Source organism: Pseudomonas sp. 3JA, from assembly GCF_036961705.1.
Classification (GTDB): Bacteria; Pseudomonadota; Gammaproteobacteria; order Pseudomonadales; family Pseudomonadaceae; genus Aquipseudomonas; species Aquipseudomonas fluorescens_Q.
In genome coordinates this window covers 1-12,690 of record NZ_JBAMDJ010000047.1, presented here as the reverse complement: position 1 = coordinate 12,690, position 12,690 = coordinate 1, and the positions used below count along the sequence as shown (strand labels likewise).

The window sequence follows — 12,690 nt, the reverse complement described above, 5'->3', positions numbered from 1 at the left end:
TCACTGGCGCGCACATGATCCTGCGTCTTTGGGAGCAACACCTATGCTGAACACCCTTCTTCCTATCCTGCTGTTCGCCGCTTTGGGCCTCGCGGTCCTCGGCGCCTTGCGGCGGGTGAATATGTGGCGCCGGGGGCGACCGTCCAAGGTCGACCTGATCGGCGGCCTCTTCGCCATGCCCAAGCGCTATATGGTGGACTTGCACCATGTGGTGGCGCGGGACAAATACATTGCCAACACCCACGTGGCCACGGCCGGTGGTGCGGTGGCGTCGGTGGTGCTGGCGATACTGGTCCATGGTTTCGGCCTGCATAACCGCTTCCTCGGCTATGCGTTGCTGTTGATGTCGGCCGTGATGTTCGTCGGTGCGATCTTCGTTTACCTGCGTCGGCGCAATCCGCCGGCACGTTTGTCCAAAGGGCCGTGGATGCGCCTGCCGAAGAGCCTGTTGGCGTTTTCGGCGTCGTTCTTCCTGGTGACCCTGCCGGTGGCGGGGATCCTGCCGGAGAACTTTGGCGGTTGGCTGGTGGCGGCGGTCCTGGGTGTCGGTGTGCTGTGGGGCGTGTCGGAACTGTTCTTCGGCATGACCTGGGGCGGGCCGATGAAGCACGCCTTCGCCGGCGCCTTGCACCTGGCCTGGCACCGCCGTGCCGAGCGTTTTGGCGGCGGTCGTTCCACCGGGCTCAAGCCGTTGGACCTGAACGACCCAGCGGCACCGCTGGGCGTGGAGAAACCCAAGGATTTCACCTGGAACCAACTGCTCGGCTTCGACGCCTGCGTGCAGTGCGGCAAGTGTGAAGCGGCCTGCCCAGCGTTTGCCGCGGGCCAGCCGCTGAACCCGAAAAAACTCATCCAGGACATGGTCGTTGGCCTGGCCGGCGGCACCGATGCGAAATTCGCTGGCAGCCCATACCCGGGCAAACCCGTGGGCGAACACGGCGGCAATCCTCATCAGCCGATCGTCAATGGCCTGGTGGACGCCGAGACGCTGTGGTCCTGCACCACCTGCCGGGCGTGCGTCGAGGAATGCCCGATGATGATCGAGCACGTCGATGCGATCGTCGACATGCGTCGCCACCTGACCCTGGAAAAAGGCGCCACGCCAAACAAAGGTGCCGAAGTCCTGGAAAACCTCATCGCCACCGACAACCCTGGCGGCTTTGCCCCGGGCGGGCGGATGAACTGGGCGGCGGACCTGAACCTGAACCTGCTCAGCGAGAAGAAATCCACCGACGTGCTGTTCTGGGTCGGCGACGGTGCCTTCGACATGCGCAACCAGCGCACCCTGCGGGCGTTCGTCAAAGTGCTGAAGGCGGCGAAGATCGACTTCGCCGTGCTCGGCCTCGAAGAACGCGACAGCGGCGACGTGGCCCGGCGCCTGGGTGATGAGGCGACGTTCCAGCTGTTGGCCAAACGCAACATCCAGACCCTGGCCAAATACAGCTTCAACCGCATCGTCACCTGTGACCCCCACAGTTTCCACGTACTGAAAAACGAATACGGCGCCTTCGATGGCAACTACCTGGTGCAGCACCACAGCACCTATATGGCGGAAATCATCGACGCCGGCGCCCTGAACCTCGGCCAGCACAAGGGCGACAGCGTGACGTATCACGACCCGTGCTATCTGGGCCGCTACAACGGCGAATACGAGGCGCCGCGCCAGGTGCTGCGCGCGCTGGGTATCGAGGTCAAGGAGATGCAGCGTTCCGGTTTCCGTTCGCGTTGCTGCGGCGGTGGCGGCGGTGCGCCGATCACCGACATCCCGGGCAAGCAGCGGATCCCTGACATGCGCATGGAAGACATCCGCGAAACCGGCGCCGAACTGGTGGCCGTGGGTTGTCCACAGTGCACTGCGATGCTCGAAGGTGTGGTCGAGCCGCGGCCGATGATCAAGGACATCGCCGAACTGGTGGCCGACGCGCTGCTGGAAGACGCGGCCCCGAGCAAACCGGTGATCCCGGTCAAACGTGAACCCGCGGAGGTGCATTAATGAGCGACATCATCCGCCGCGACCCTCGCGCCGAGTGGATCGCCCGCAACCGCCTGCACCCGCTGCACGCGGCCATGCAACCGGTCCAGCACAGCTGGATGGGGCCCAACGGCGTCATTCGCAAGAATGTCCATGGCATCGGTTTCATCGGTCCCAACGGCATCAAGCGCATCGACCGCAGCGGCGCCCAGCAGGGAGGCGCGAGCAAGCGTACTGCCGCTGTGGAAGTGCAATTGCCGCTGCATCAGGTGCCGCAACCGGCGTTCTACATCAGCGTGGTGCCGGACATGGTCGGGGGCCGCTTGAGCAGCCACGACCGCGATCTGTTGGGCCTGGCCCATCAGCTTGCAGGTACGGACGGTGCAGTGCTGGCGGTGGTCTTCGGCGAGCACAAGGAAAACGCCTTCGCTACGGCCGGTGTCGACCGCTTGCTGGTGCTTGATGGCGAGGAATTCAGCGGTTATGCACCGGAACAACGGGTGCAAGGCCTGCGGGCTGTGGATAACCAGTTCAGCCCACGCCATTGGCTGTTGCCTGACAGCCGCACCGGTGGCGGCGAACTGGGCCGGCGCTTGGCGGCGGCCCTGGGCGAACGCCCGGCCACGCGGGTCTGGCAGGTCAAGGGCGAAGAGTGCATCGGTCGCGCCGGTGCCGGCCTGCAAGACCTGGCCCGGCCATTGGCGCGCTTGATCCTGGCAGCGGCCGAATGCGCTGAACCGGTCAGCGAAACCCGCCACGAAGCCTTGCCTGTGGAGTTATCCACAAGCGTGGCCCGCAGCTTGTCGCGTATCGAAGACCTCGGCGCGGTGGCGGTGGACCCGGGGGCGATCCCGATGGCCGAGGCCGAATTCATTTTCTCCGGCGGCAACGGCGTCAAGGACTGGGCACTGTTCCACCAGACCGCAGCGGCCCTGGGCGCCACCGAGGGCGCTTCGCGGGTGGCGGTGGACGACGGCTTCATGGCCCGCGATCGCCAGGTCGGTGCGTCCGGCACTTGGGTTACGGCGCGGGTCTACGTGGCGGTGGGGATTTCCGGGGCGATCCAGCACCTGCAGGGCATTGGCGCCTGCGACAAGGTGGTGGCGATCAACCTCGATCCAGGCTGCGACATGATTAAACGGGCAGACCTGTCGGTGATCGGTGACAGCGCGGCGATTCTCCAGGCCTTGATCGCGGCGGTAGAGGCTTACCGCAACGAAGCCAAGCGCGATGCGGCTTAAGAAGGATAAGTTGATGAGTACCCAAGTGATCAGCCTCGTGTCCATCGGCGCCCACCCCACTTCCGGGCGCCCCCGGCGCGCTGAACAGGACGCCCGGGCCGTGGAGCTGGGCCTGCAACTGGCCGGCAGCGACCTGCAAGTGCTGCACGCCGGCGACGTGGCCGAACCGGCCCTGCGCGCCTACCTGGGCATGGGCCTGGATGAATTGCACGTGCTGGAAAACCCCGTCGGCGCCGACGCCCTGCCGGCCCTGACCGATTACCTGCGTGATGCCGGCGCCCAAGTGGTGCTCACCGGTAGCCAGGCGGAAACCGGTGAAGGCTCGGGCATGCTGCCGTTCCTGCTGGCCGAGAATCTCGGTTGGCCGCTGGTGGTGGGGTTGGCCCAGGTCGAATCCATCGACGGCGGTGTGGCCCTGGTGCTGCAAGCCTTGCCTCGCGGCCAACGGCGTCGCCTGAAAGTGCGCCTGCCATTCCTGGCCACTGTGGATAACGCCGCGCCCAAGCCGCGGCAAAGCGCCTACGGCCCGGCCCGGCGCGGGGCGTTGCACGCTGAAGAGGTGGAGGTGCTCGATGACACCTTGCTGGCAGTGGCGACCCTGCAACCGGCCAAGCCACGCCCCAAACGCTTGAAAGTGATCAAGGCCAAGAGCGGCGCCGACCGCATGAAAGCCGCCACGGCCAAGGCCAGTGGCGGAGGCGGGCAAGTGCTCAAGGGCGTGAGCCCTGAGGCCGGGGCCGAGGCCATTCTCAAGCTGTTGATTGAGGAAGGGGTTGTTCGCTAAGCCCAGGAATACCTGAATCCCTTTGTGGGAGCGAGCTTGCTCGCTCCCACTGGGGGCATGTGTTTGCCCTCCGTTGCTGTGCGCCTCTGTGGATAACCTGTCCGGCCCCGCCGAAAAGGCCATCCAGGCCTGAACTCAAAAACACTCGCCTGACCTGCTGCAACATCCGGCCATAAAACCACTGGCCTGGCGAGTTGCCGCGTCCCAAGCCTGTGGGTAAAAAAGGTCGTTTCATCGCCAATGGAGTCCCCTCAATGGAAGTAGCAATTCGTCCGGCCTTGCCCACGGATACACGCGAGATCGCTCGTTTGTTCCGGATCTCCTCGGAGGGTGCATCGGATTACATCTGGAGCCAGCTGGCGGAGCCAGGCCAGGATCTCCTTGACGTGGGCGCCGCGCGTTATGCCCGGGAAGATGTCGATTTTTCCTACCAGAACTGCCTTGTCGCCGAGGCCTACGGCCAGGTCATTGGCATGATGCACGCTTATGTGACGCGTCATGATCCACAGGCGGCCCCCGTGACAGACCCGGTCCTGGCGCCCTACGCCGACATGGAAATCCCCGACACCCTCTATATCTCCAGTCTGGCCCTCCATGAAGGTTGGCGCAGCAAGGGGTTGGGCGTGCGTTTCCTCGAGCGGGCCCAGCAGCGTGCCGATCAGTTGGAGCTCAAGGGCCTGAGCTTGATCGACTATGCCGCGAACACCGGCGCCCGGCGCTTTTACGAGCGCCATGGCTTTAGCATCGTCAAGACCTGTCAGGTTGTCCCGCACCCGATGATTCAGGTCACGGGCGCCGCCTACCTCATGCATCGGCCTTGACCGGCACGGCGGCCTCACCTGAACCCCTGTGGGAGCGAGCTTGCTCGCGATAGCGGTAGATCAGTGGCATCGATGTTGACTGACGCACCGCCATCGCGAGCAAGCTCGCTCCCACAGGGGCATGTGTTTACCCACAATCCCTGTGCGCGCCTCTGTGGATAACCTGTTCGCCCCTCGCGGTACACCACGCCAATCGGGCCCTCCAGGGCAGTGCTCAAAAAACAGACAGGCTAACCTGCGGTTTTTCCTGGGTTTTTTGTGTGAATAAGCTTGGGTGCATAACCATACTTGCCCCCAATCTCTGTTGGCGCTTCTGTGGATAAGATGTTCGCTGTCCTCTGCACGCCAGGCGGGGCGTGGCCTCCGGCAGATTGCTCAGAAAATGAACAAACTGCTGTTTCCATCCAGAAAATCCCTGTAAACCCGTGATTTACGAAGCGTTAGAGCGGTTTTCCACAGAATCGTCAAAATTACCCCCAAACACTGTTGGCGCTTCTGTGGATAAGGTGTTCGTTGTCCTCTGCACACCAGTCCAGGCAGGGCTTTCAAGCCGTTGATCAATATTTGATCTGTGGCGTCTAAAAACTGTCATTGTTCATAAGTCACGGTTTTTCTTCGTTTTACCCTCAGAAAAATTCCGTTCGTGACGCACTTGTCCCCATTTGCTGTGGGTGGCCGTGTGGATAAGTTGTTTGCGAAAGGCTGCAAGCCACGGCAGGTATAGTCGAAAACGCGATAGATCAAATTTCATACAGTTCTAGGGAGCTGCCTTGACGAGGGTCTGCCACCTGTCTTCACTCATGGCACAAGGACACAGCGCGATTTTATCCACATCAGGTTCAGGGAGAACACATGATGGATAGCCAAACCCCTCGCTCGTATTCATTTTCTCCTGCGACGTGCGTCCCGACGCGTCCCACCTCGTTGCCCAAACGGCCCGCTCGCCGTGCCGTCAATCTGCGTGCGCGGCTATAGCGCCCCAGCAGGTTCCCGCGTTTCCCCGTAACACCGCTGACTGCCGCTCGAACCCGTACGGGATAGTGGCCAGGCGTTCGTGCGCCTGTCGATTTGCAGGCAACCGCAGAGTTGCCCCTTCTGCCTTGAGGACTTGAACATGACACGGATCTCGACCCCCATCAGTGATATCCAGGAGCACTACGACGTCATCGTCATCGGTTCCGGCTACGGTGGCGGCATTGCTGCCTCGCGCCTGTCCCGGGCCGGGCGCAAGGTGTGCCTGCTGGAGCGTGGCCGGGAGATCCAGCCCGGCGAATACCCCAACACCCTGCTCGCGGCCACCGAGGAACTGCAGGTCCATGACCCGGACGGGCATATCGGTTCGCGCACCGGGCTGTTCGACCTCCACGTTAACGCCCAGCAGAACGTGGTGGTCGGTTGCGGCCTGGGTGGCACGTCGTTGATCAATGCCAACGTTGCGCTGGAGCCGGAGCCTGGCGTGTTCGACGATCCGCGCTGGCCCCTGGCGGTCCGTGAGCACCGCGACACGCTGCTCAAGGACGGCTACGCACGAGCCCGGGAGATGCTCAAACCCAACGCCTATCCGGCGTCGGAGCCAAACCTGCCCAAGCTCGATGCCCACAAGAAGTCCGCCGATTACCTCAAGCAAGGCGCGCATTTCTACAAGCCGCCGATCAACGTGACTTTCGACAAGTTGCCCAACAACCTCAACCACGTCGGCGTCGAACAACTGCCGTGCAATGGTTGTGGCGATTGCGTTTCGGGCTGTAACAACAAGGCCAAGAACACCACGCTGATGAACTACCTGCCGGATGCCTGGAACCACGGCGCGGAGATTTTCTGCCAGGCCGAGGTGCGGCACCTGGAGCGCGACGGCGATGGCTGGATCGTGCACTTCCAATACCTGGACAGCGGTCGCGAGATGTTCTCGGCGCCGACCCTGTTCGTGCGTGCCGACATCGTGGTGGTGTCCGCCGGCACCCTGGGGTCCACCGAGATCATGTTGCGTTCCCGGGACAAAGGCCTGGCGATGTCCGACCAACTGGGCGAGCACATGAGCGGCAACGGCGACATCCTCGGCTTCGGCCACAACTGCGACCAGACCATCAACGGTATTGGTTTCGGCGCCCATTCGGCCAAGGAACTGGAGCCGGTGGGGCCGTGCATCACCTCGGTCATCGACATGCGCACCGAGGGTGACTGGCGCAGCCGCATGGTCATCGAGGAAGGTTCGATTCCCGGCGCCCTCGGTCGGGCCATGGTGCCGAGCATGGCGGCGTTTGCCGGGATGATCGGCGTGCCCACCGACACCGGCTTCGGCGCCAGCCTCAAGTACAAGGGGCGCGAAGCCGAGAGCTTTTTGCGCGGTCCCTACTACGGTGCGCTGCATAACATGCAGACCTACTTGATCATGAGCCATGACAACGCCAAGGGCCGTATGCTGCTCGACAACAAGGACCAGTTACGCATCGACTGGCCCGGCGTCGGCGAACAGGAGAACGTCACCCTCGGCAACGAGCGGCTGCACCAGAGCACCAAGGCCCTGGGCGGGATCTGGGTCGAGAACCCGATCTGGACCAAGCTGCTCAAGCACAGCATCGTCTCGGTCCATCCTCTGGGCGGTTGCGTGATGGGCGAGGATGCGACCCAAGGCGTGGTCAACCACAAGGGCCAGGTGTTCAGTGGCGCCAGTGGCACCGATGTCTACCCGGGCCTGTACGTGACCGACGGTGCGGTGATCCCGACGTCCCTGGCGGTCAACCCGTTGCTGACCATCTCGGCCGTGAGCGAGCGCAACATGGGGTTGCTGGCAGCCGACCGCGGCTGGACCATCGACTACACGCTGCCCTCGGCCCCGCGCAAGCCGGTGGCCGCGCCGACCCTCGGCGTGCAGTTCACCGAAACCATGAAGGGCTACTTTTCCACTGCCTTCATCCAGCCCCAGGGCACCGATCTGAGCCTGTACGAAGCAGCGGCCAAGCGGGGCAGGGCTGACAACTCGCCCATCGAATTCACCCTGACCATCACCGCCGCCGACCTCAACCGCCTGATCAAGGAGCCGGAACACGCCGCGACCCTGGTGGGCACTCTCGATGCACCGCTGCTCTCACCGCAACCGCTGGTGGCCAGCAATGGGGTGTTCAACCTGTTCGAGCAGTACCAGGAACAGGTCGGCGTACGGCACATGAACTACGACATGAAGCTGACCGCCGAGGACGGCAACGACTACTACTTCAGCGCCTTCAAGACCGTGCCCGAGGACAACGGTGTGCTGAACATCTGGCATGACACCAGCACGCTCTATGTCACGCTCTATCGCGGGCCGGACAAGACTGGCGCGGTGATCGGTTCGGGGGTGATGCACATTCTGCCGACCGACTTCGCCAAGCAAATGACCACCATGAAAGTGCTCAATGCCCGCAATGAACGTGAGCGCGTGGAGGCGCTGGCGCGGTTCGGCAAGTTCTTTGCCGGCATCTTGTGGGAGAGCTACGGCGGTGTCTTCGCCGGCGACGTCTACTTCAACCCGGACGCGCCGCCCCGGTTGAAACGGCCGTTGGATGCGCCGCCACCGATGGTGCATTTCTTCCAGACCGAAGACAACGTCGAGCTGCGCCTGACCCGTTACCAAGCCGGCACCAAAGGCCCGGTGATGTTGGTTCATGGCCTGGGCGTGGGCTCGAATATTTTCTCCACTGACACCATTCACACCAACCTGCTGGAATACCTCTGCAAGCACGAATACGACGTCTGGCTGTTGGATTTGCGGGTGAGCATCCTGCTGCCGGCCAGCAAAAACGAATGGAACGGCGACCAGGTGGCCCAGTACGATTTCAAGGCCGCCATCGAGCAGATCCAGCAAGCGACCCTGGCCCGTGACGTGCAGTGCGTGGTGCATTGCTACGGCGCGACGACGTTCTTCATGTCGATGCTGGCGGGGTTGCAGGGCGTGCGTTCGGTGGTCTGCTCGCAGATCGCCGCCGACACGGTGGTGGCCACCGCCACCGGTCTGAAGGCTGGGCTGCACCTGCCGGGCATGCTCGACGCCATTGGCATCAAGTCCCTCACGGCCTACGCCGACACCAAGGAAAGCTGGTTCAACAAACTCTACGACAAGGCCCTTAACGGCTATGCCCGGATCGAGGCCCAGGGCTATTGCACCAACCCGGTCTGCCATCGCATCACGTTCATGTATGCGTCGCTGTACCGCCACGACACCCTCAACGAAACCCTGCACGACAACCTGCATGAGTTGTTCGGCGAGTCGAACATCCAGACCTTCGAGCACCTGGCGCTGATCGTGCGCAAGGGGCACCTGGTGGACTTCAAGGGCAACGACGTCTACATGCCGCATTTCGATCGGTTGAAATTGCCGATCTGCTTCATCAGCGGCGCCGATAACCAATGCTACCTGCCGCAGAGCACCCTCAAGACCTATGAGCGACTGTGCGATATGCACGGCCCGCAGTTGTTCAGTCGTCACGAGGTGCCGGGCTACGGCCACATCGACTGCATGTTCGGCAAGGATGCGGTGGTGGATGTTTATCCGATCATTCTTGAGCACTTGGAGAAGACCGCCCTCGGCTAGGCGCGCAACTGACCCGTGGCGAGGGAGCTTGCTCCCGCTCGGCTGCGAAGCAGTCGTCGCTTCTGAAATCTGGGGGCCGCTGCGCGACCCAGCGGGAGCAAGCTCCCTCGCCACAAAAGCATCGCTCTGAGCCAAGAATAAGGAAAAGGATGCCATGAACGCTTACATCCGCTGGTTCCAACGCATCATCTGGGTGGGCATTGTGATGAACATGGTCTTCGCGATCCCGGCGCTGTTCGCGCCGGCATTGCTGACGTCCATGCTCGGCTTGCCGCCCGTGTTGTCCGATCCCTGGCTGGAAAACACCGGCATGTTGCTGGTGGGGATCAGCCTGTTCTACATGCCCTCTGGGTTCAACGCGCCGCGTTTCGTCGTGCATTCTTGGTTGTGCGTGCTGTCGCGGCTGGTGGCGGTGGTGTTCTGGATCTACCTGATCAACACCAACAACCAGGGCCAGTTGTTCGTGCCGATGTTGATGGGCGACCTGAGCATGTTTCTGATCCTGGGCGTGCTGCTGTACCTGGGCAGCCCGCTGGTCAATCGACCACTGGCCTTGCTCTGTGCTGGTTGGCGAGAGTGGCGCGCCGGTTGGGCGCGGCGCTGGCAGAGCCACGCTTTCAAGGTTGGCACGTTGGTGGTGGTATTGCTGCTGGGCTTCATCGGCTACCAGACCTGGTACCAGATGATCCGCGAAGTGCCGCAGCCAGACTTCGCCTCCGATGAAGACCATTACAAATACGCCGCCATCGGCCTGGGCATCGAGGCGCGGATTCCCTACTACCTGTTCGCCGTGCTGCCGCAGATGTGCCCGGAGAAACTGCCCAAGCCGGGCGGTTATGAGGTGTTCGGTTTTCTCTATGAAAATGGCAACGATCTGCCCATCGGCATGGCCAAGCGGCAGCTCGGCTACCCCACGGTGGAACCGAACTGCGCCCTGTGTCACACCGGTTCCTACCGGGCCAACGCCAGCGACGTCGCCGTTCCGGTCGCCAGCGCACCAGCCAATACCCTGCAACTGCAAGCCTTCCAGTGGTTTGCCTACGATTGCGCCAGCGATCCGAAATTCACCCCGGATGCGGTCATGGCGGCGATCAACGGCAAGTTCCAACTGGGCTTTTTCGAGAAGCTGTACAACCGTTACCTGATCATCCCGATGGCCAAGAGTGCGCTGCTCAAGCAGAAGCAGGCCTACGCCTGGCAGAAGCTGCGTCCGGCCCAGGGCCCCGGGCGGACCGACACCTTCAACCCGACCAAAATGGTGGTGTTCGGCTTCCCGGATGACTCCACCATCGGCACCGTGGACCTGCCGCAGGTCTGGAACCAGAAACCCCGCGAGTCCCTGTATCTGCACTGGGATGGCAATAACAACAACATCCATGAGCGCAATTACGCCGCGGCCATGGCCGTGGGCGCGACACCGCAATCGGTATTGCCGCCGAGTTTCAACCGGGTGACCAATTGGCTGTTGGGGCACAAGGCGCCCGCCTGGCCGTTCGCCCTGGATCAGGCGAAAGTCGCCCAGGGCAAACCGATCTGGGAGACAAACTGCGCCGGTTGCCACGACTTCGGTCGCACCGACACGGGCCAGGTTACTACCAACATCGACCAGTTGGGCACTGATCCCCACCGACTCAATTCTTTCACCGAAGGATTGGTGACGGCGTTCCACGGCTTCAAGAAACCGCCGTTCGACTTCAACGCCTACCGCAAGACCCAGAGCTACAGCAACACCCCCACCGACGGCATCTGGCTGCGCGCGCCGTACCTGCACAACGGTTCGGTGCCGACCCTGTGGGATTTGCTGCAACCGCCGCAGCTGCGTCCGCAGGTGTTCTACACCGGCTCCGACATCTACGACCAAGAGAAGGTCGGTTTCATCACCAGCGGCGCGCAGATGAAGGCGTCGGCGGATTTCAAATACGACACCCGTCTGGAAGGCAACCACAACGGCGGCCATCTGTATGGCACGCAGCTGTCGGATGTCGATAAACGGGCCCTGATCGAATTCATGAAGACCCTGTAGCCCAGGGCATTGCGAAGGAGCGTTCACATGTCATTACTGCACCATTGGGAGCATGAGTTCGACAAGGTCAAGGTCCGCCTGCACGGGTTGGTCACGCGGTTGGAAATGTCTTGGAAAAAACTCGTCAACGACCTGGAACCCGAGGAGTTCCAGGCCATCGTCAAGCTGCTGCAGCGAGGTCACGACCAGGCCCGGCATGTCATCGAGCATGGCGACCTGCCGGACGACGAACCGGCCGTGCCATGGGAGTTGTCCCACGGCTTGTCGATCCTCAAGATCGGCAACGTCACGCCCTTGCCGCAAAGCGAGGACGAGCTACCGACCCGGGTACTCAAGGACGGCACCTTGCTCGGCTGCCGCAAATGGGAACTGCTGGACCTGTTGTGGAGCGAGGCGCTGCTCAAGTGGATCGAGAACCTGCGCCACCACGCGCCGTTCGCCACCAACCCGGCGTTGGTGAAAATGGACAGCGACGTGGTGCTGGCTATCGCTGGCGACTGGGGCACCGGGCCGTTCGACAGTCACGCCCCGGCGGTGGCGGTGGCCAACCAGATGCAACTGGCCCTGGCCGATTTCACCATTCACCTGGGTGACGTGTATTACGCCGGCACCCATTCCCAGGAAGACGTCGACATGGTCGGCTGGCCCCAGGGCAAGCATGGCGCGTTCACCCTCAATTCCAACCATGAGATGTACAGCGGTGCCCACGGCTATTTCAAGGAATTGTCCAAGCGTTTCCCGGTGCAGCAAGGCACCAGTTACTTTGCCTTGTACAACGATGACTGGCTGGTGGTTGGCCTCGACAGCGCCTACGCCTCGGACGCCATGAACCTGTACATGGACGGCACCCTCAACACCCAGCAGATCGAATGGATGAAGACCCTGCCCAAGCGCAAGAAACTGATGGTGCTCAGTCATCACCAGGGTTTTGATATTTCCGGGCACCACAAGACGGCGCTTTACCAACCGGTATGCGATGCCTTGGGGCGCGAGCCGGATTATTGGTATTGGGGGCATTTGCACAACGGTATCTGCTACGCGCCCCAAGGCGGATTGCATGCGCGCTGCGTCGGGCACGGAGCGATCCCCTATGGCACCACCAGCGAATTGAACGGGCATGCCGGGGTGTTGTGGTCGGAGACTCAATTGGCGGGTGACGAGGCGTATCCGCAGCGGGTGTTGAACGGGTATGTGAAGGTGCGGCTGAAGGGGGAGGAGATTGTCGAGACGTTTTATGGGGAGGATGGCAGTGTGCGGTGGTCTTCTCACTGACGATCGTGAC

General features: G+C 62.3%; 7 protein-coding genes. All 7 read left to right on the top strand.

What is annotated here, in order from left to right:
- Positions 1-43: 43 nt before the first annotated feature.
- The 7 genes from dgcB (at position 44) to V7773_RS26290 (ending at position 12,680) form a co-directional block, all read left to right on the top strand.
- Positions 44-1,993, top strand: a complete 1,950-nt coding sequence (gene dgcB, locus V7773_RS26320; protein ID WP_092221465.1) for a dimethylglycine demethylation protein DgcB — start codon at positions 44-46, stop codon at positions 1,991-1,993.
- On the top strand, positions 1,993-3,213 hold the full coding sequence (gene etfA, locus V7773_RS26315) for an electron transfer flavoprotein subunit alpha (protein WP_092221467.1): 1,221 nt from the start codon (positions 1,993-1,995) through the stop codon (positions 3,211-3,213). Before dgcB ends, etfA begins: the two co-directional genes overlap by 1 nt.
- A 13-nt stretch (positions 3,214-3,226) precedes the next feature.
- Positions 3,227-3,997 (top strand): electron transfer flavoprotein subunit beta, encoded by a 771-nt coding sequence (etfB, locus tag V7773_RS26310; protein WP_063324042.1) that lies wholly within the window; start codon positions 3,227-3,229, stop codon positions 3,995-3,997.
- Positions 3,998-4,251: 254 nt separating this feature from the next.
- On the top strand, positions 4,252-4,818 hold the full coding sequence (locus tag V7773_RS26305) for a GNAT family N-acetyltransferase (protein WP_336076060.1): 567 nt from the start codon (positions 4,252-4,254) through the stop codon (positions 4,816-4,818).
- Between the two features lie 1,114 nt (positions 4,819-5,932).
- Positions 5,933-9,385 carry a GMC oxidoreductase gene (locus tag V7773_RS26300; RefSeq protein ID WP_336076058.1) on the top strand — a complete coding sequence of 1,151 codons (3,453 nt, stop codon included), beginning with the start codon at positions 5,933-5,935 and terminating at the stop codon, positions 9,383-9,385.
- Between the two features lie 154 nt (positions 9,386-9,539).
- Positions 9,540-11,408, top strand: coding sequence for a hypothetical protein (locus tag V7773_RS26295; protein WP_336076056.1), 1,869 nt, complete (start codon positions 9,540-9,542; stop codon positions 11,406-11,408).
- A gap of 27 nt (positions 11,409-11,435) precedes the next feature.
- Entirely contained in the window at positions 11,436-12,680 is a 1,245-nt protein-coding gene (locus tag V7773_RS26290) for a metallophosphoesterase (RefSeq protein ID WP_336076054.1), read from the top strand.
- Positions 12,681-12,690 lie beyond the last annotated feature (10 nt).